Source organism: Roseomonas sp. E05, assembly GCF_030063475.1.
Lineage (GTDB): Bacteria > Pseudomonadota > Alphaproteobacteria > Acetobacterales > Acetobacteraceae > Pseudoroseomonas.
In genome coordinates this window covers 255,504-274,516 of the sequence record NZ_JASIRT010000005.1, presented here as the reverse complement: position 1 = coordinate 274,516, position 19,013 = coordinate 255,504, and the positions used below count along the sequence as shown (strand labels likewise).

Genomic DNA, 19,013 nt, shown 5'->3' with positions numbered 1-19,013 from the left:
CAAGCAGTTCCGTCGCGTCGCAACCCGCTACGACAAGCTCCTCGCCAACTTCCGCGGCTTCGTTCTGCTCGCCTCAATCGCCATCCTACTCCGCTGAAATCGTCACCACCGCCTAGAGCATTTTCCGTTCGCTCTGGCTCACGGAAAATGCTCCAGCCGTTTGTTTTGACGAGCATCTTCACCCGTTCCGATGATGCCATCGGAACGGGATCTGCTCTAACGCCGCCCGAAGACCACCCCCACAGCGAGGGGTGGGAGGGCGCCCTCGGATCTCCGGCTTTTCCTACCCCCAGGGTCCTCGCCGGCGCTGTGGCCGGGCCGCGCTCCAGGGGCCAGCCGCCCCACCGGACGGCGCCCAGGTACTCTGCGTCCTGTGCTGCCGGGGCGTCCCCATCTCGCCCGCCAGCGCCATCAGCCGCGCCACGCGCTCCTCGGTGCTGGGATGGGTGGAGAAGAGGCTGTCCATCCGCAGCCCGGCCAGCGGGTTGATGATGAACATGTGCGCCGTGGCGGGATTGGCCTCGGCGGCATGGTTGATGAAGGCGCGCCGGCCCTGCTCCAGCCGCATCAGCGCATGGGCGAGGCCGGCCGGGTTGCCGCTGATCTCGGCGCCGCCGCGATCCGCCTCGTATTCGCGCGAGCGGCTGATCGCCATCTGCACCACCATGGCCGCGAGGGGAGCGAGCAGCATCACCAGCAGCGTGCCGATCGGGCCGAGCCCCCCGCCGCGCTCGTCCCGCCCGCGCATGCCGCCGAACAGCCAGCCGAACTGCGCCAGCATGCCGATGGCGCCGGCCAGGCAGGCCGTGACGGTCATGATCAGCGTGTCGCGGTGGCGGATATGCGCCAGCTCGTGGGCGATGACGCCCTCCACCTCCTCCGGCGGCATGCGCTGCAGCAGGCCGGTATTGACCGCGACCGCGGCGTTCTCCGGGTTGCGGCCGGTGGCGAAGGCGTTCGGCTGATCCTCGTGGATGATGTAGAGGGCCGGCATCGGCAGCCCGGCGCGTTGCGCCAGCCGGGAGACCATCGCGTGGAGCTCCGGCGCCTCCTGCGGTCCGGCAGGCTGCGCGTTGTGCATCCGCAGTACCATGCGGTCACTGTTCCACCAGGCGAAGACATTGGTGACGCAGGCCACGCCGAAGGCCACCACCATGCCGCCGCGCCCACCAATGGCATAGCCGACGGCGGCGAAGAGCGCCGTCATCGCCGCCAGCAGCAGGGTCGTTCGCAGATAGCCGCTCATGCCCTCTTTCCGTTTTCACGCCTCCATCCCCAGATGGGGAGCATGACAAGCGCTCAGCAAGAGGCCGACAAGCCGGCCAGCCCCAGCCAGACCGAAGCCGAGGCGCCGAAGGTCACGGAGAAGCCGAAAATGCCCAAGGAGATCGACGGGCCGAAGGGACCGGAGCCCACCCGCTACGGCGACTGGGAGCGGAAGGGGCGCGTCAGCGACTTCTGACGCCGCGGCCAGGGGGGCGCCGCCCCCTAGGAACCCCTGCCGTTCCCGGAAGCGCCTGACGAGTCAGCGATTCGTTCCTGCGACTCGGCGGGCCTTTTTGCAGCGGACGCAGTTTGGCCCTGATTTGTTCGGAGAGCCGCCGGCGGGCAGCGCCGGGGGGGAGTTCATTCCCCTCGGCGCTGCCCGAAGAAGTCGCGCAGCAACGCGCCGCATTCCCGTTCCCGCACGCCGCCGACGACCTCCGGCGCGTGGTGGCAGGAGGCGGCGGCGAAGACGCGCGCGCCATGCTCCACCCCACCGCCCTTGGGGTCGTAGGCGCCGAAGACCACCCGCCGCACCCGGAAGAAGCTGGCGGCCTGCGCGCACATCGGGCAGGGCTCCAGCGTCACCGTCAGGGTGCAGTCGGGCAGGCGGGGCTCGCCGCGCAGGGCCGCGGCCTGGCGCAGGGCCAGCAGCTCGGCATGGGCGGAGGCGTCGCGCAGCTCCTCCACCCGGTTGCCGGCGCGGCCGAGCACGGCGCCGGAAGGGTCGGTCACCACCGCGCCCACCGGCACCTCGCCGCGCGCGGCGGCGGCGCGCGCCTCCGCCAGCGCCAGCATGATCGGGCGCGGCTCAGGGGCCGATGAGCTGGCCGCCATCCACCACGATGCTCTGACCGGTCACCCAGCGGGCGCGGTGGGAGGCGAGGAACAGCACCACGTCGGCCACCTCCTCCGGGTGGCCCAGGCGGCCGGCTGGGATCTTGGCGCGGGTCTCCTCGTAGAGCGGCGCACCCTCCAGCCGGCGCTTCTCCCAGGAGCCGCCGGGGAACTCGATCGAGCCGGGAGCCACCGCGTTCACCCGGATGCCCTTGGCCGCGTACATCTTGGCCTGGCTGCCGGTGTAGTGGTCCACCGCCGCCTTGATCGCGCCATAGGGCGCGCTGCGGCTGCTGGCCCTGAGCGCCGAGATCGAGGAGACGTTGACGATCGCGCCCGCGCCCGATTTCTCCAGCCAGGGCAGCGCGGCGTGCGAGGCGCGCACGATCGCCATCATGTCCACCGCGAAGGAGGCGGCCCAGCCGGCCTCGTCATCGGTGGAGCCGAAGCCGGAGGCGTTGTTCACCAGCACGTCGATGCCGCCCAGCGCCTCGGCGGCCTCGGGGATGAAGCGGGCGATCTGCTCCGCATCCGCGAGGTCACAGGGGGCGGCGAAGGCCGGCACCTTGAGGGCGGCGATCTCGGCCTGGGTCTCGGCGAGCTTCGCCGCGCCGCGGGCGCAGAGGGCCACCGCCGCACCTTCCTGGGCGAAGCCGAGCGCGATGGAGCGCCCGATGCCGCGGCTGCCGCCCATCACCACCACGCGCTTTCCTGCCAGTTGCATCCGCTGTCCCTTCCTTCCGGCGCTGGACACGGGGGAGAAAGAATTCTCCCCCGCACCCCCTCTTCTTTTCTTTTGATCTGACAGAAAGAAGAAGGGGGCTTGGGGGAATTCATTCCCCCAACCTTTCTGTTGTCCCCCGTGCCGTGCGCGGCTAGCAACCCCATCCATGCGCAAGCTTCCCCTGATCGGCCTGACCCTGGATGCGGAACAGCCCGGCGGCTACTCCAAGCTGCCCTGGTACGCCCTCCGCCAGAACTATTTTGGCAGTGTGGCCCGCGCTGGAGGGCTGCCCATCGCCCTGCCGCACGAGCCCGAACTGGCCGAGGCCTATCTGGACGAGATCGACGGCCTGCTGGTCACCGGCGGCGCCTTCGACGTGGACCCGGCCCTCTATGGCGGCGGCCCGGCGCACCCGACGGTGGCGCTGAAGGAGGGCCGCACCGCCTTCGAGCTGGCCATGGTGCAGGGCGCGCTCAAGCGGGACATGCCGATCCTGGGCATCTGCGGCGGCGAGCAGCTGCTGGCGGTGGCGCTGGGCGGCACGCTGATCCAGCACATCCCGGACAGCATCCCCGCCGCGCTGCCGCATGAGCAGCCCAACCCGCGCACCGAGCCCGGCCACACCGTGGAGATCTCCGAGGGCACGCTGCTGGCGCGGCTGGTCGGCGGCATGCGGATGGCGGTGAACTCGGCGCATCACCAGGCGGTGGAGCGGCCCGGGCCGGGCAGCGTCATCAACGCGGTGGCGCCGGACGGGGTGATCGAGGGCATCGAGTCCACCAGCCACCGCTTCGCGCTCGGCGTGCAGTGGCACCCGGAATATGCCGTGGATGCCGCCGACCAGCGCATCCTCGACGGTTTCGTGGCGGCCTGCCGATGACCGGCGCGGCGGAGGACGAGGCCCCCGACGGCCTGCCCAACTCCCCTGGGGGCGAGCGCATCGCCAAGTGGCTGGCGCGCGCCGGCATCGCCAGCCGCCGGGATGCCGAGAAGCTGATCGCCGAAGGGCAGGTGGCGCTGAACGGCCGCACGGTGGAGGCGCCGGCCACCTTCGTCGCGGAGGGGGACACGGTCACGGTGGGCGGCAAGCCGGTGGCGGCGCCGCAGCGCACCCGCCTGTTCCGCTACCACAAGCCGCCGGGGCTGGTGACGACGCATCGCGACCCTGAAGGCCGCCGCACCGTCTTCGAGGAGTTGCCGGAGGGGCTGCCGCGGCTGATCTCGGTCGGCCGGCTGGACCTGAACTCCGAGGGCCTGCTGCTGCTGACCAATGACGGCGCGCTCTCCCGCAAGCTGGAACTGCCGGACAATGCCTGGATCCGCCGCTACCGCGCCCGCGTGCATGGGCGGGTGGACGAGCGGGCGCTGGAGGGGCTGTCCCGCGGCATCACCATCGAGGGCGTGGCCTATGGCCCGATCGAGGCCGGGCTCGACTCGCGGCAGGGCACCAATGCCTGGCTGACCGTCAGCCTGCGCGAGGGCAAGAACCGCGAGGTGCGGCGCGTGCTGCAGCATCTCGGCCTGACCGTGACGCGGCTGATCCGCACCGCCTATGGGCCGTTCCAGCTCGGCACGCTGCCGCGTGGCGCGGTGGAGGAGGTGAACGCCAAGTTCATGCGCGAGCAGCTTGGGCTCGACGCGCCGCCGCGCATCCGGCGCGGGGTGGAGCTGGCCGCCGAAGCGCGGCAGAGGACGGGGGCGAAGCCCGAGGCGGTGCAGCGCAGCCGCCCGGCGCGGCCGCCGCGCGCGCGCAACGCGACCGAGCCGCTGCGCCGCCCCTGGGGCGCCGTGGTGCAGGGGCCGGAGGCCGCCGACCAGCCCGAGGGGCCGCGCCGCCGCGGGCCACGCAAGCCGCGCTGACGGCATGCGGATCATCGCCGGCCGGCATCGCGGCCGCCGCCTGGAGGCGCCGCCCGGCGCCGCCACCCGCCCCACCGCCGACCGGGTGCGGCAGGCGCTGTTCGACATGCTCTGGCATGCCCCCTGGGCCGGGCGCGCCGCCGTGGAGGAGGCGCAGGTGCTGGACGCCTTCGCCGGCACCGGGGCGCTGGGGCTGGAGGCGCTTTCGCGCGGCGCCGCCATGGCGCATTTCATCGAGCGCGACCGCGCGGCGCTCGCGGTGCTGCGGGCCAATATCGCCGCCTGCCGGGAGGAGGCGCATGCGCGCGTGCTGCCGGGCGACGCCACGCGGCCGCCGCGCGCCGCCGCCGCCTGCGGGCTGGTCTTCCTCGATCCGCCCTATGGGCAGGAGCTGGTGCCGCGCGCCGTGGCGGCGCTGAGCGCCGCCGGCTGGATCGCGCCGGGCGCGCTGATCTGCGCTGAGGTCGGGCAGGAGGAGGCACTGGAGTTGCCGGGGAGCGAGATCCTGGCCGAGCGGGCGCATGGCGCGGCGCGGCTGGTCTGCCTGCGGGCGGCAGGTTGAGGGCTGCTCTCCAGGAGGGGCGCTGCCCCTCCCGGACCCTCCCCGCCAAAGGCCTGAGGCCTTTGGAAACCCTTTCGCCGGGATAGTCCACTGAAGCAGCGCGGTGGCCGTGAAAGGTTTATTTTATAATAGAGTTTCAGGCTTCGGCGGTGGTGCTGCCCTGGACCGTGCGGAGCTGTGAAAGGAATCGCGGGTGCAGGGGACCGTGTCCCCTGCCGAGGGAGTTTGAGGGGGCAGAGCCCCCTCATTCCCGTGCCGCTTCCCGGCAAGCCCGGCCGAGCCGTTCCGCCGCGCGTTCCAGCGCCGGCAGCGGATGGCCGGAGAAGCCCAGCACGAAGCCGTCCGGCCCGCCCTGCACGATGCGCGTGTCGGAGAGCAGCCAGCCCTCCACCCCGGCCGCCGCGCGGATCGCCCGCGCCGCGCCGGGCGGCAGGTCCTCCGGCAGCAGTGCCAGGAGGTGCAGGCCCTGGTCGGGGACGGCGACGCGCAGGGCGCCTTCCGAAGTGCGGGTGAGGGTCTCGGCCACGCGGTCGCGCGCCGCGCGGTAGCGGCTGCGCATGCGCCGGACATGCGCCGCGAAGCCGCCGCCGCTCACCAGCTCGGCCAGGGCGCCGCTGAGCAGGCTGGGTGGGAAGCGGTCCACCGCCGCGCGCGCCGTGGCGATGGCGGGCAGGAGCGCCGGCGGCAGCACGAGATAGCCGATCCGCAAGCCGGGGAAGAGCGTCTTGGAGAAGGTGCCGAGATAGATGACGCGCGCCTGCCGGTCGATGCCGGCCAGCGCCGTCAGCGGCGGGCCGGCATAGCGGAACTCGCTGTCATAGTCGTCCTCCAAGACCCAGGCATCGGCCTCGCGCGCCCAGTCGAGCAAGGCGAGGCGGCGCGGCATGCTCATCGTCACGCCGGTGGGGAACTGGTGGGAGGGGGTGACATAGGCCATCCGCGCCGCGGGTGCCCGGCGGCGGCCCTCGGCGGCGTCCAGCCCGGCGGCGTCCACCGGCACGGGCACCAGGCGCGCGCCGACCGAGTCCAGGATCTGCCGTGCGGAGGGGTAGCCGGGGTCCTCCATCCAGACGGCGTCGCCCGGCCGCAGCAGCGTCTCGGCGCAGAGCCGCAGCCCGTGCCGCGTGCCGCTGGTGATCAGGATGCGGGCGGGATCGCAGAGGATGCCGCGCGTCGCCGCCAGATGCGCGGCGATGGCGGCGCGCAGCGCCTCGCTGCCGCGCGGGTCGCCATAGCCGAAATGGATGGGGTCGGCCCGCGCGAGATGGCGCCGCATCAGGCGGCCGAACTGGTTGAGCAGGGCCTGGTCCGGCAGGGTGCGGCCGATGGCGAAGGGGGCCTGGGCCGGCGCCTCGGAGGGGGGAGCCGGCGAGACGGGGAGGGGGGCGGGTTCCGACGGCCCCTGCGGCAGGCGCGGCGCGACGAAGGTGCCGGCGCCGGTGCGGGCCTCGGCCAGCCCGTCGCTCAGCAGCTGTTCGTAAGCCGCGATGACGGCGTTGCGGCGCAGGCCGAGCTGGGTGGCGAGCGCGCGGCTGGAGGGCAGGCGCAGCCCGGCGGGCAGCCGGCCGCCCAGGATGGCGGCGCGCAGCCCGGCATGCAGGCGGCTGGACTGGCTGCCGCCCGCGCCTTCCAGCAGCAGCGGCAGGTCCGGCGCCGTCAGGGAAGTGGTCGGCAATTTCCGCTCCGGATTGGACCTCGCGCCGACCAATTTCCGGGCGCAAGCATCCTCCTGTCAACCGAGGACCGCTGCCATGTCCGACACCGATGCGCTCACCGGCCCTCTGGCCTACCCGGTGGATGCCCGCAACCGCGTGAAGCGCCGCCACGACCGCGGCTTCTACGACCACGAGACGGTGCACCGCCTGCTCGATGCCGCCGCGCTCTGCCATGTCGCCTATGTCGTGGACGGCCAGCCCTACTGCACGCCGACCCTGTTCTGGCGCGAGGGCACGCGGCTCTACTGGCACGGCAGCAGCGCCAGCCGGATGCTGCGCAACCTCGCCGAGGGGGAGCCGGCCTGCCTGACGGTGACCCATTTCGACAGCATCGTGCTGGCGCGCTGCGGCTTCAACCACTCGGCCGACTACCGCTCGGTGATGGCCTTCGGGCAGGCGCGGCTGGTGGCCGACCCGGCGGAGAAGCGCCGCGCCCTGGTGATGATGGTGGACCGCTTCTTCCCCCACCGCACGGCGGGGCTGCGCGCCAGCACGGAGCAGGAGACCAAGGCGACCGCCGTGATCGTCATGGAGATCGAGCGTGCCTCGGCCAAGATCCGCGCCAAGGGCGTGGCGGATGAGGAGGAGGACTATGCCCTGCCCATCTATGCCGAGCGCCTGCCGCTGCGCACCGTGATCGGCGCGCCGGAACCCTGCCCACGCCTGCAGCCGGGCGTCATGCGCTCGCCCGACCTCGCGGCCTATCGCGAGGGCCGCAGCCTGGAGGAGGCGTTGTCGGAGGCCTATGCGGAGGCCTACCGGTAGGGCCGCGTTGCGGCGGCCGGGGAGCCTGCCGGACTCTGAAAACTCTTTCATGCTCCTGTCGGCGTGCTTCCACCCTTCCTCCCCCAGATTGCAGGGCATCGCGGTGGGCCAACCCGCCGCCCGCAATCGAGAGGGACACGCCGCATGAGCAACCCAACGAACCGCCGCCGCAGCGCCGCCTTCGCCGCCCTCCTGCTGGCCGGCACGGCCCTGGGTGGCGGCGCCGGCTGGCTGGCCGCCCCCAACCATGCCGAGGCCCAGAGCCCGGCCCAGAACCAGGCCCAGGCCGCCTCGCCCGAGGTCTCCGCGCCGCAGGTGGCGCTGCCGGGCTTCGGTGACCTGGTGGCGCGGGTGAAGCCCGCCGTCGTCACCATCACCGCCACCGAGCGGGTCGAGGCCGAGCCCTTCCGCTCGCCCTTCCCGGAGGGCTCGCCGCAGGACCGCATGTTCCGCCGCTACTTCGGCGCGCCGGAGGGCAGCCGCCCGCAGGCCGCGCAGGCGCTGGGCTCGGGCTTCATCGTCGATGCCGAGGGGCATGTCGTCACCAACAACCATGTCGTCGAGGGCGCTTCCTCGGTGAAGGTGACGCTGGATGACGGGCGCGAGCTGCCGGCGAAGATCGTCGGCCGCGACCCGCGCACCGACCTCGCCCTGCTGCAGGTGGATGCCGGCGGGAAGCTGCCCTTCCTGAAGCTCGGCAACTCCGACAAGGCCCGCCCGGGCGACTGGGTGGTGGCGCTGGGCAATCCCTACGGCCTCGGCGGCACCGTGACGGCGGGCATCGTCTCGGCGCGCGGGCGTGACATCCACAGCGGCCCCTATGACGACTTCCTGCAGATCGACGCGCCGATCAACCGCGGCAACTCGGGCGGCCCGCTGTTCGGGCTGGACGGCTCGGTGATCGGCGTGAACACGGCGATCTTCAGCCCCTCCGGCGGCTCGATCGGCATCGGCTTCGCCATCCCGTCCAACCTCGTGAAGACGGTGGTGACGCAGCTCAAGGAGAGCGGCCATGTCGAGCGCGGCTTCCTCGGCGTCAGCACCCAGCCGGTGGACGCCACCATGGCCGAGGCGCTGAACCTGCCGAACGCGGAAGGCGCGCTGGTGGCGCAGGTGGAGCCGGACAGCCCGGCCGCGCAGGCCGGCGTGAAGGCGGGCGACGTGGTGACGGCGGTGGGCGGCACCAAGGTGAGCAACCCGCGTGACCTGGCGCGCCTGGTCGCCGCGATGCCGCCCGGCACCAAGACGGAGCTGACCACGCGCCGCGGCGGCGACGAGAAGAACCTGGAGGTGAAGCTCGCCGCGCTGCAGGACGAGAAGGCCAAGGCCGGCCAGCCGGGCGGCGATGAGGGCTCCGAGCGCGGCCGCATCGGCATCGGCCTCGCCTCGGTGGAGGAGGCGGAGCGCGCCGGGCTCGACCTGCCGCAGGGCACGCAGGGCGCGGTGGTGGCGCAGGTGCGCCCGGGCAGCCCGGCCGCCGAGGCGGGGCTGCGGGCCGGGGACGTGATCCTCGGCGTCGGTGACCGCGCGGTGAAGGCGCCGGACCAGGCGGCCAGCGCGATCCGCGAGGCGCGCAGCGGCGGCAAGGGCGCGGTGGCGCTGCGGGTGCTGCGCGACGGCCAGCAGGTCTTCGTCGCGGTGCGCGCCGGCCAGTCCGACAAGGGCTGAGCCCGTGCGGGGGAGGGCGCTGCCCTCTCCGCGGTGATGCGCCAGGGCCGGGGGAAGCGCTCCCCCGGCCCTTTCGCGTTCAGGCCTGGCGCGGCTGGCCGTTGGAGGCGGAGAGCCCGCCATCCACCGGCAGGTTCACGCCGGTGACGAAGCGCGCATCCTCGCTGGCCAGGAAGGCGATGACATCGGCGATGTCGGCCGGCTCGGCGGGGCGGCCGAGCGGGATGCGGGCCTTGAACTTCGCCACCAGCGCCTCGTCCTTCGCCATGTCCCTGGTGAGGTCGGTCAGGGTGAAGGTGGGGTTCACCGCGTTCACCCGCACGCCCTTCTCCGCCAGGTCCATCGCCAGGGCGCGGGTGAAGTTGGTCACCGCGCCCTTGGCCGCGTTGTAGGCGCTCATGTCCCAGTCGCCGCCGATGCCGGAGACGGAGGAGATGTTGACGATGCAGCCGCGGCTCTTCAGCAGGTGCGGCAGCGCCGCGTGGCAGCAGAGGAAGACGCCGTCCACGTCGGTCGCCATCACCTTGCGCCAGTCCTCGAAGGACAGTTCCCCGAAGAAGCCCGTCGTGGCGACGCCGGCATTGTTCACCAGCACATCGAGCCGGCCGAAACGCTCCACGGCGGCCTGGACCAGCCCCTTCACCTGTCCCTCATCGGAGACGTCGGCGGCGTGCACCAGTGTGCGCGCCGGGTCGAGGTCCTGCGCGACGCGCTGCAGCTTCTCCGCCGTGCGGCCGGCGAGCACCACCATCGCGCCATCCCGCGCGAAGCGCCGCGCCGTACCCTCGCCAATGCCCGAGCCGGCGCCGGTGACGAGCACCACCTTGCCCTCGAACTTCGCCATGGCCGTTCCTTTCGCATTGCACTGCGGCGGGCAACGCGGGAGATGGCCGCGCGGTTGGCAAAAGTCCGGGGAATTCGGGCCTGTCCTCAGATCCGCCAAAAGACGGGACCGGGGGAGAATGAATTCTCCCCGGGACCCCCTCTTCTTCTCTTTTTATCAGTTCGGTGGCGCTGACGGCCCGCGCCCGCGCCGGGGCGGAAGCCGCCCCGGCGACTGCCGCCGCATCCGATGGGGCACGTCCGAGCCAGTGTCTCGGACCCCTGTCTTTGTTGCCAATCTGGCGCGGCGCTTTCCGCCAGCCCGGGAACTCGAAGAAAGAAGAAGGGGGCCTGGGGGAATTCATTCCCCCGGCCTTACTGGTCCGGCGCTTCGCGGCGGGTGGCGAACCAGGCGGCGGCGGCCTTGGCCTGGTCCGGCTCCAGCCGCTCGGCGATGGTGTGCATCAGCACGCTGAAGGGGCCGCCGCCGCGCTTGCCCTCGCGCCAGAGCGCGAGCTGGGTCTCCAGATAGCCCGCATGCTGTCCGTGCAGGCGCGGATAGGCCGGGTTGCGCGCCAGCGCGGCGCCGCCGTGGCAGGAGAGGCAGGCCGGCACCCCTTCCTCGGGGATGCCTGCGCGGGCGATGCGCTCGCCCTCGGCCAGCAGGGCCGCGTCGGCGCTCTGCGGCACCGGGAAAGCGGGCTGGCGCGCGTAATGCGCGGCGATCTCGCGCAGCGCCGCCGCATCGGTGCGCGCGGCGGGCGGCTGCATGATGCCGCTGTGGCGCTTTCCCTCGGCGAAGGCAGTCAGCGCCTGGGCGAGATAGGTCTCGCTCTGGCCGGAGAGCACGGGGAAGGCCGCGTTGTCGCGGCCGCGCCCGTCGGGGCCGTGGCAGCGGGCGCAGTCGGCCATTTCCTCGCGCGCGAGGCCGCGCAGGCCGGCCGCGCCATGGGCCTGGGCCTCCTCGCCCTGCTCAGGCCCGTAGGCGAGGCGGCGATAGGTCTCCGGCGACATCTGCGGCATGGCCTGCAGGAAGGCGACCATGGCCCAGACCTCGTCCGTCCGCTCCGGCGCCACCCAGGCGGGCATGCCGCTGTAGCGCACGCCGTGCTGCACGATGCGGAAGCGTTCCTCCGGCGTCCAGTCGCCGGGCTCGCGGGCCAGGGGCGGCGGCGATGGCAGGCTCTGCTGCATGACCGGGTTCTGCGGCTGCCCCGGCGCGCCGTGGCAGGGCGCGCAGCCGGTGGCGTAATGCCCGGCGCCGCGGGCCAGCAAAGCGGGACTGGAGAGATCCTCCGGCGCCTTGACGGAGAGCGCATGGGTGCGCACGGAGCTGCGCATCACCCAGTGCAGGAACCATTCCGTCACCGGCCAGTGGCCGCTGCTGGCGCCGATGGTCATGACCCCCGACCAGGCGAAGAGCAGCCCGCCAAGCAGCAGGGCCGCCACGCCGAGCGCGGCGCGGCGGAAGGTGAGGCGGATGGTCATCGGGCGGCCTCCTCGGCGGGGTCGTGCAGCAGTCGGGCCGCCAGCCACAGCCCGCCGGTCAGATAGGCGCCGCCGCCGGCCAGCAGCATCACCACGCCGCCGAGCGACTGATCCTCCAGCTGCGTCAGGCCGAGGCAGGCCGGGTGGTCGTAGAGCAGGCGCGGGGCGAGGGCGATCAGCCCGCCCAGCAGCGTCATGTGCATCGAGGTCAGCAGCAGGCCGACGATGCCGGCGGCCTGGCGCGGGCGGCGGTCGGCCTCGCCGGCGCCGAGGCAGGAAAGCCAGACCAGCAGCGCGGCGAGCAGGAAGCTGCCCTGCTCCAGCGCCAGCATGGGAAAGGAACTGCGCGCCGCCTGGTGCGGCCCCGGCGCGTGCCAGCCCCAGATGGCGATGAATTCCAGCCCGGAGACCACCACCGGGCCGAGCAGGGTGGGGAAGCGCCGCGTCGGGTCGAGGCGGGTGCCGCCGAGGGCGATGGCGAGCAGCGGCGCCGCCAGCGCCACCACGCCCATGTGCATGACCATGTGGCCGGTGAAGGAGCGCTCGAAGACCAGCAGCAGCGGCCCGCCCCAGACCAGCGCCAGCACCAGCACGGCGAGCGGCAGGGCGAGGGACGGCGCGGCGCGCGCCATCAGCGGCAATCCGCGATGGTCAGCGCCGGCAGCGCGACGAAGATGACGCTGACGAAGCTGAGGCCGGAGAGCAGCAGCGTGGCGTAGCCGAGGAAATGCTGCCGCACCTCCGCCGTGGGCTGCTCATAGGGCGGGTCGTCGGTGCCGAAGCCCCAGTGGCGCCGCGCCTGCAGCCCCGCCGTGACGATCAGGGCCAGCGCCAGCAGGGTGACGAGCAGGATGATGATGCGCAGCACATGCAGGCTGGCGAAGATGTCCGCCGCCTTGGCGCAGGCGATGGCGGCGGCGACGTAGCAGACCATGAAATGGGTCGCCCAGATCGCCGGCGGCGCCAGCAGGGTCCAGAGATCGGCGTGCTTGCGGTTGTAGATCAGCATGGCGGCCTCCTCACCCGACCAGCGGGAACAGCGCCACGGTGGCGAGCGCGACGTGACCGGTGATGGCCGCGAAGTGCCAGTAGAGCACGATGTTCTGGATATCGATGTCGTGCTCGCGCGTCAGCTTGCCCGCCAGGCTGCGGGCGAGGGCGTAGAGCTGCATGACGATGCCGGCGCCGTAGTGCGCCGCGGCCCAGATCAGCAGCACCCAGACGGCGGCGGGGTAGGAATGGGTTGCCGGCTCCAGCCCGGCCTGCCAGGGGCCCATCAGCATCGCCGCCGCGCTGCCGGCCGCCATCAGGATGGCGAGCAGCAGGCCGAGCCGCAGGCCGCCCGGCCGCCCGGCGGCATTCTGCCGGCGCGCCCAGAGCATCAGCCCCCAGGCGGCCATGCTCGCCGCGAAGGCGAGGCCCGGCCAGAACAGCCCCGGCCCCAGCGGCGCGCCAGCGGCATCGAGCGGCGGAAAGACGGGGTGGATGGTCCAGTAGTAGAAATAGGCGAAGACCAGGCTGGCGAAGGCGGTCATGTCGCCGGTCATGGTGATGAACATCGCCCACCAGCCGACCGAATGCGGACCGGAGGCATAGAGCGGCAGGCGCATGCCGTGGCCGACATCCTTCGCCTGCTTCTCCGGCACCATGGCGGTGCCGGTCCAGAGCCAGGTCAGGATGGCGAAGGCGGCCGCCACGCCGAAGACCAGCCCCGACCAGTAGAGATGGAAGGTGGTGAGGATGAACACCGCGCCGGTCAGCACCGCCGCGATCATCGGCAGGAAGCTCGGGCCGGGCACGCGCAGGCACTGGATGGGCCTGGCGTCCAGCACCGAGGTCACCAGCGACTCGCGTTGCCCCTCCTCGGCGTCGGGCAGGTATTCGCGGCCTTCGTCCACCCGGCGCATCAGGTCGGGGTCGTCCCAGAGCGGGTAGCGGGAGGCGATGCCGGGCACGCTGCGCACGCCGTATTTCGGCCCTGGCAGGGGGTTCAGCCATTCCAGCGTGCCGGCGCCCCAGGTGTTGCGCTGCGCCTTCTCGCGCTTGCGCCAGCCCCAGGCGGTATCCCAGGCGAAGAGCAGCACGCCGGTCGCGAAGATCGCCGCGCCCAGCGAGGAGACGAGGTTCAGCCAGTCCAGCCCCATGCCGCCGGGATAGGTGAAGACGCGGCGCGGCATGCCGCGCAGCCCGCTGAGATGCATCGGCATGAAGGCGATGTTGAAGCCGGCGAACATCAGCCAGAACACCCAGCGCGCCAGCCGGTCGGACAGCCTGCGGCCCGTGATCAGCGGGAAATAGTAGTAGGCGCCGGCGAAGAGCGGCAGCAGCATGCCGCCGATCAGCACATAGTGCAGGTGGGCGACGACGAAGTAGCTGTCATGCGCCTGCCAGTCGAAGGGGGCGATCGCCACCATCACCCCGGTCAGCCCGCCGATGACGAAGATGGCCAGCGCGCCGGAGGCGAAGAGCATCGGTGTCGAGGAGACCACGCGGCCGGCCAGCATGGTGGCGATGAAGACGAAGATCTGCACGCCCGTCGGGATGGCGACGGCGGTGGAGGCGGCGGAGAAGAAGCCGATCGAGATGGCGGGCAGGCCGACGGTGAACATGTGGTGCACCCACAGCCCGAAGCTGAGGAAGCCGGTGCCCACGGCGGCCAGCACGATCCAGGAATAGCCGACGATCGGCCGCCGCGCGAAGGTCGGGATGATCATCGCCAGCAGCGCGATCGAGGGCAGGAAGACGATGTAGACCTCGGGGTGGCCGAAGATCCAGAACAGGTGCTGCCACAGCACCGGGTCGCCGCCGCGACGCGGGTCGAAGAAGGGCCAGCCGGCCAGCCGCTCCAGCTCGAACAGCAGGTCGCCCGCGATCAGCGGCGGGAAGGCGAAGAGGATCATGCCCGCCACGATCAGCACGTACCAGCAGTAGAGCGGGATGGTGTTGATGCGCATGCCCGGCGGGCGGCACTTCAGCACGCCCACGATCAGCTCCACCGCCGCGGCGAGCGAGGCGACCTCGATGAAGGAGAGGCCGAGCAGCCAGATATCGGCGCCGATGCCGGTGATGCGCGTGTCGGTGGTCAGCGGCGGGTACATGAACCAGCCGGCATCCGGCGCGGCGTTGAAGAAGATCGAGCCGCAGACGAAAATGCCGCCGATCAGGAAGCACCAGTAGCCATAGGCGGAGAGCCGCGGGAAGGGCAGGTCGCGCGCCGCCAGCATGGTGGGCAGCAGCAGGATGGCGACGGCCTCGAAGATCGGCACGGCGAAGAGGAACATCATCGCCGTGCCGTGCAGGGTGAAGGCCTGGTTGTAGAGCGGCGCCGAGAGCAGGTCGTTCTCCGGCACGGCGAGCTGGGCGCGGACCAGCAGCGCCAGCGCGCCGGCGAAGAGGAAGAACAGGAAGGAGGTGACGGTGTACCAGACACCGACCTCGGTGTTGTTCACCGCCGACCAGTAGCGCCAGCCCTTCGGGGTCGCCCAGGCGGCGCTCAGCCGCGCTTCCTGCGCCTGGCGCCGGGCGAGATCGGCGTCGCGGGCGGTTTTCTCGTCGCTCATCGCAGCATTCCCAGCCAGGCCGCGATCGCGGCGATATCCTCCTCCGGCAGCATGGCGAAGCCGGGCATCAGGGCGGAGGGCTTGATCTCCCGCGTGTGGGCGATGAAGCGCATGCGGTTGGCCTGGGTGTTCTCCAGGGTGCCGGCGCCGAGCGTCGGGCGGCTGGCGAGATGCGTCAGGTCCGGGCCGACGCGCCCCGCCGCCGCCGTGCCGCGCACCGTGTGGCAGGCGCCGCAGCCGTTTTGCAGGAACAGCGCCTGGCCCTCCGCCGCCGGCGCCGAGGCGGGGCTGGCCTGTGCGGGGCTGGCCTGTGCGGGGCTGACCTCTGCGGGGCTGGCCTCATGCGCCAGCCAGGCCGCGAAGGCCTCGGGTTCCATGACCTCCACGGTGAAGGCCATCAGCGCATGCGAGGCGCCGCAGAACTCGGCGCAGGCGCCGCGGAAGCGGCCGGTGCGGGTGGGCTCCAGCACCAGCCGGTTGGTGCGGCCGGGGATCACGTCCATCTTGCCGGCCAAAGCGGGCACCCAGAAGGAGTGGATGACGTCCGGGCTGCTGAGGCGCAGCTCCACCCGCTGGCCGACCGGCAGGCGGATCTCGTTGGCGCTTTCCACCGGGGCGCCGCCGGGCGGCTGGTAGCGCACCCGCCACCAGAACTGCTCGCCCTGCACGTCGATCTGCAGCGGGCCGCCCGAGGCGCGCAGCGCCGGCATCAGCAGCAGGGAATAGGTCAGCAGCGCGCAGAGCAGCAGCGTGGGGCCGATGGCGCCGCACCACAGGATGAGCCGCCCGGCGCTGTGATGGCGCCAGGGTTGCTGCCGCTGCCGGCTGGCATAGCGGGCCAGCCCCAGCACCGCCACCCAGAGCAGCGCGGCGGCGCCCAGCATGACCCAGAACAGCCGCGCCACCGCGTTGGCCTCGAAGCCGGCGGGATCGAGCGCGGATTGCACGCCGCTGCACCCCCCCAGCACGGGCAGCGCGAGCAGCATCCACCCGTGGCGGCCTCCCATCCTCAGTCGCATCATTCCCCCGGCAGAGTGGAAGCGGCCGCGCCGCGCCATGGCCGGGGCAACGCCGGCGAGACGAATGGGTTGCGGGGTTGTAACGTGCCGGGACGGCCGGGCTCAGCCGCTCACGCCGCTTCCGGTGGGAACCGGCTTCCCCGTGTCCAGCAGCGCCGGGTCGGCCTGGTTCAGCAGGTTGAGATGCAGGCGGCGCACCGCGTTCCGCACCGCGGCGTCCAGCCCGGGCTGGCCGTAATAGGTGCCGCGGATGTGCAGCATGTGCGTGATGCAGCGCAGGAAGCCCTCGCGCAGCGCCGGGTCGGGCGGGGCCGCCTCGGTCCAGAAGCGGTCCAGCGTGCCGGGGAAGACCAGGCCGGGGATGCGGTAGAGCGCCTCGCCCAGCGCGAAGGTCGGCTTGCGGTCGAGGATGGCGCGCAACCCGACGGTGCTGTTCACCGTCACCGTGCCCTGCACCTCCTCGACGATGGCGCCCAGGTTGCCGCCGCCGAGATAGTGCATCCGCCCTTCCAGCCCGAACTCGCGGGCGATGCGGCGGCTGCGGCGCTTCCAGTTCTTCAGCCCGGGGTCCAGCGGATGCACCTTGACCAGCAGGTGGGCATTGGCCGGCGCATGGGCGGCGAAGCTCTGCGCGACCTCGCGCAGCGCGCTGTCGAGGTCGCGGTACTTGGAATAGGCGCGGATGGAGAAGTCGGTCTCCATCTGCATGGCCATCAGGAAGAGCGGACCGGTGCCCATCAGCTCCCGCAGGATCGTCTCGGCGCGGCGATTGGCGGCGCCGCGCCGCAGCAGCCGCCAGGCCATGCCGAGATAGACGGGGATGGGGTTGTAGAGCTGGTGGCTCTGGTAGTGCGGGAAAGGCCAGGGCAGCAGGCTGGCGAGGTGGTAGAGGATGTCCCACCGCGCCTGCAGCGGAAAGCTGTCCCGGTACTTCGCGTTGAGGTCGGGCGGGGGCAGCCGGGCGCCCTGGCGGATGATTTCCGCCGGGTCGCGGGTGAAGCGGCTGGCGGCGTTCATGCCGTCCCGCTCCAGCACGATCCAGTCGGGCCGGATATAGCCGAAATCGGTCACCGTCACGCGCACGCCGCGCGCCTCGGCGGCGGCGATGGCGGCCCGGTTGTAGGGGCGCTGCTCGCCGAGCAGCACCATGTCCGTGATGGCGTGCCGGTCGAGGAATCCGGCGATGAAGTCCGGCCACTCGGCGGGCCGGCCGCGGAAGTCAACCGCGCCCGGGCCGCGCCAGAACAGGCGGTCACCCAGGTTCAGGTTGATGCGGTGGACCGTATGGCCCAACTCCCGCAGCCCGGCCCCCACCCTGGCGAAGAAGGGAGAGATCGGACCCTGAAGGAAGAGGAAGCGTTTCGCTGCCGTAGGTTCTGGGGCCGACATCCTGCGTTTCGTTCAAAGCGGCCCGGGCACATTCTGTCAATTCCGGCCACGCCCGGCAGTTTGGCAGACAGCGGCTTGCAGGATGGTAAAAAAATCCCCCGGAACATGATCCTTCCGGCCTTCCCGGCCCGGCTCGTCATCCGGGCGCGTTGCGGGCCGGGCCTGGAAGATCCGAAGAAAAAAAGAAGGGGGCTGGGCGAATTCATTCCCCCAGGCTGGCCGCCCACAGCCGCCAGCGCCCGGTCACCGGGGCGGGCAGCCGCGCCATGGCCTGCAGCATGGCCGAGTTGTGGGCCAGGATCCAGGAGACTTCCATCCGCGCCCAGCCGCGCCGCTCGGCATGGTCGATGGCGGCGCTCAGCAACGCCCCCATGGCATAGGCCGAGACCGGATGGCCCCGCCAGGCGCGGCGGATGCCGAGCATGGGCAGCCGGGCGCTCTCCGCGCCGCCGGCCAGGGCCCGCAGCATCCGCGCCCAGCCCCAGGGCAGCAGCCGCCCGTCCAGCCCTGCGGCGGCAGGCTCGATATTGGGGATCAGCGAGGCGATGCCGATCGGCTCGCCCCGCCATTCGGCGAAGAAGACGGCGCCGGTGAGCAGCAGCGGCCGCAGCAGCCGCGCCATGGTCGCCGCCTCGGCCGCCGAGACGGGCAGGGCGCCCCAGTTCTCCGCCCAGGCGTCGTTGAACAGGTCGCGGATCAGCCCGACCTCCTCGGCCAGGCGGCGGGTCCGCAGGCGGCGGATGTGCAGCTCGGAGCGGCCGGGCCAGCGGGCCAGCAGGGCGGCGAAGCGCGGCCGGTGGGCTTCCTCCGCGAGGTCGAGGGTGCAGGCGAGCACATCCATCTCCCGCGCCAGCCCGGCGGCATCCAGCAGCGGCGGCAGCCAGGGCGGGTTGCGCGGCATGCGCGGCATGGGCAGCGCCCCGCCTTCCACCAGCGCGCCCACCTCGTGGTTGATGGTGAAGGAGAGCGGGCCGCGCATCCGCGCCGCGCCCTGCGCCGCCAGCCAGCCCCGCGCCGCGCCGAGCAGCGCCGCCAGCACCGCCGGGTCCCGCTCCAGCGCCAGGAAGCCGAAGCCGCCGACGCCCTGGCTCGCCGCCCCGTCGCGCGGCCAGGCGGCGGCGATGCGCCCCACCGGCCGGCCATCGCGGAAGGCCAGCCAGCGCGGCACCGACCACTCGGCCAGCGCGGCGTTGAAGCCGGGATCGAAGATGCGGCGGGTATCGGCGAAGAGCGGCACCGACCAGCCGGCGGCGGCCCCACCGAGCCGCGCGGGCAGGCGCACGAACAGCCCGGCCTCCGCGGCGGTGGCGACGGGGCGGAGTTCCACCGGCCCGGCCAAGC

General features: G+C 72.5%; 18 protein-coding genes and 1 pseudogene. 7 read left to right on the top strand and 12 right to left on the bottom strand.

Features of this window, described 5'->3' with window-relative positions; all coding sequences use genetic code 11:
- Nucleotides 1–97 (top strand): annotated as a pseudogene (locus QMO56_RS08300) (IS5/IS1182 family transposase); the annotation flags it as partial.
- A gap of 186 nt (nt 98–283) precedes the next feature.
- Here QMO56_RS08300 and htpX read toward each other — a convergent pair.
- A complete protein-coding gene (htpX, locus tag QMO56_RS08295; protein WP_283524848.1) occupies nt 284–1,246 on the bottom strand; it encodes a zinc metalloprotease HtpX in 963 nt (320 codons plus the stop codon).
- A gap of 42 nt (nt 1,247–1,288) precedes the next feature.
- Here htpX and QMO56_RS08290 point away from each other — a divergent pair, with 42 nt between their 5' ends.
- Nucleotides 1,289–1,462, top strand: coding sequence for a DUF1674 domain-containing protein (locus tag QMO56_RS08290; protein ID WP_283524847.1), 174 nt, complete (start codon nt 1,289–1,291; stop codon nt 1,460–1,462).
- A 164-nt stretch (nt 1,463–1,626) separates the two neighbouring features.
- Here the strand turns inward: QMO56_RS08290 and QMO56_RS08285 are convergent, their stop codons facing one another.
- Nucleotides 1,627–2,100: a nucleoside deaminase gene (locus QMO56_RS08285; protein WP_283524845.1), complete on the bottom strand. Its 474-nt coding sequence runs from the start codon at nt 2,098–2,100 to the stop codon at nt 1,627–1,629.
- Nucleotides 2,075–2,824 (bottom strand): SDR family NAD(P)-dependent oxidoreductase, encoded by a 750-nt coding sequence (locus QMO56_RS08280; RefSeq protein WP_283524843.1) that lies wholly within the window; start codon nt 2,822–2,824, stop codon nt 2,075–2,077. Before QMO56_RS08280 ends, QMO56_RS08285 begins: the two co-directional genes overlap by 26 nt.
- Nucleotides 2,825–2,990: 166 nt before the next feature.
- On the opposite strand from QMO56_RS08280, the gene QMO56_RS08275 reads away from it, so the two are divergent.
- The 3 genes from QMO56_RS08275 to rsmD are packed head-to-tail and all read left to right on the top strand — an operon-like array spanning nt 2,991 to nt 5,246.
- On the top strand, nt 2,991–3,704 hold the full coding sequence (locus QMO56_RS08275) for a gamma-glutamyl-gamma-aminobutyrate hydrolase family protein (RefSeq protein WP_283524841.1): 714 nt from the start codon (nt 2,991–2,993) through the stop codon (nt 3,702–3,704).
- Nucleotides 3,701–4,684 carry a pseudouridine synthase gene (locus QMO56_RS08270; protein WP_283524840.1) on the top strand — a complete coding sequence of 328 codons (984 nt, stop codon included), beginning with the start codon at nt 3,701–3,703 and terminating at the stop codon, nt 4,682–4,684. The genes QMO56_RS08275 and QMO56_RS08270 overlap by 4 nt, the downstream gene beginning before the upstream one ends.
- Before the next feature lie 4 nt (nt 4,685–4,688).
- Complete coding sequence (gene rsmD, locus QMO56_RS08265; protein WP_283524838.1) at nt 4,689–5,246, top strand: 16S rRNA (guanine(966)-N(2))-methyltransferase RsmD; 558 nt, start codon at nt 4,689–4,691, stop codon at nt 5,244–5,246.
- 244 nt (nt 5,247–5,490) lie between these two features.
- On the opposite strand, the gene QMO56_RS08260 is transcribed toward rsmD, so the two are convergent.
- Complete coding sequence (locus tag QMO56_RS08260; RefSeq protein WP_283524836.1) at nt 5,491–6,921, bottom strand: PLP-dependent aminotransferase family protein; 1,431 nt, start codon at nt 6,919–6,921, stop codon at nt 5,491–5,493.
- A gap of 76 nt (nt 6,922–6,997) precedes the next feature.
- Here QMO56_RS08260 and QMO56_RS08255 point away from each other — a divergent pair, with 76 nt between their 5' ends.
- Complete coding sequence (locus tag QMO56_RS08255) at nt 6,998–7,726, top strand: pyridoxamine 5'-phosphate oxidase family protein (protein ID WP_283524835.1); 729 nt, start codon at nt 6,998–7,000, stop codon at nt 7,724–7,726.
- A 144-nt stretch (nt 7,727–7,870) separates the two neighbouring features.
- Nucleotides 7,871–9,394 carry a DegQ family serine endoprotease gene (locus tag QMO56_RS08250; RefSeq protein ID WP_283524834.1) on the top strand — a complete coding sequence of 508 codons (1,524 nt, stop codon included), beginning with the start codon at nt 7,871–7,873 and terminating at the stop codon, nt 9,392–9,394.
- A 79-nt stretch (nt 9,395–9,473) separates the two neighbouring features.
- On the opposite strand, the gene QMO56_RS08245 is transcribed toward QMO56_RS08250, so the two are convergent.
- The 8 genes from QMO56_RS08245 to QMO56_RS08210 all read right to left on the bottom strand — a co-directional run bounded on the left by QMO56_RS08245 (nt 9,474) and on the right by QMO56_RS08210 (nt 19,011).
- Nucleotides 9,474–10,238: an SDR family NAD(P)-dependent oxidoreductase gene (locus QMO56_RS08245; RefSeq protein WP_283524832.1), complete on the bottom strand. Its 765-nt coding sequence runs from the start codon at nt 10,236–10,238 to the stop codon at nt 9,474–9,476.
- A 353-nt stretch (nt 10,239–10,591) separates the two neighbouring features.
- Nucleotides 10,592–11,704, bottom strand: a complete 1,113-nt coding sequence (locus QMO56_RS08240; protein WP_283524831.1) for a c-type cytochrome — start codon at nt 11,702–11,704, stop codon at nt 10,592–10,594.
- Nucleotides 11,701–12,336, bottom strand: a complete 636-nt coding sequence (locus tag QMO56_RS08235; protein WP_283524829.1) for a cytochrome c oxidase assembly protein — start codon at nt 12,334–12,336, stop codon at nt 11,701–11,703. The genes QMO56_RS08240 and QMO56_RS08235 overlap by 4 nt, the downstream gene beginning before the upstream one ends.
- Complete coding sequence (locus QMO56_RS08230) at nt 12,336–12,713, bottom strand: hypothetical protein (protein ID WP_283524827.1); 378 nt, start codon at nt 12,711–12,713, stop codon at nt 12,336–12,338. Before QMO56_RS08230 ends, QMO56_RS08235 begins: the two co-directional genes overlap by 1 nt.
- A 10-nt stretch (nt 12,714–12,723) precedes the next feature.
- Nucleotides 12,724–15,264, bottom strand: a complete 2,541-nt coding sequence (gene ctaD, locus QMO56_RS08225; RefSeq protein WP_283524825.1) for a cytochrome c oxidase subunit I — start codon at nt 15,262–15,264, stop codon at nt 12,724–12,726.
- Complete coding sequence (coxB, locus tag QMO56_RS08220; RefSeq protein WP_283524823.1) at nt 15,261–16,250, bottom strand: cytochrome c oxidase subunit II; 990 nt, start codon at nt 16,248–16,250, stop codon at nt 15,261–15,263. The genes ctaD and coxB overlap by 4 nt, the downstream gene beginning before the upstream one ends.
- A 135-nt stretch (nt 16,251–16,385) precedes the next feature.
- A complete protein-coding gene (locus QMO56_RS08215; protein ID WP_283524822.1) occupies nt 16,386–17,576 on the bottom strand; it encodes a capsule biosynthesis protein in 1,191 nt (396 codons plus the stop codon).
- Nucleotides 17,577–17,874: 298 nt separating this feature from the next.
- Nucleotides 17,875–19,011, bottom strand: coding sequence for a hypothetical protein (locus QMO56_RS08210; protein WP_283524820.1), 1,137 nt, complete (start codon nt 19,009–19,011; stop codon nt 17,875–17,877).
- Nucleotides 19,012–19,013: the final 2 nt, after the last annotated feature.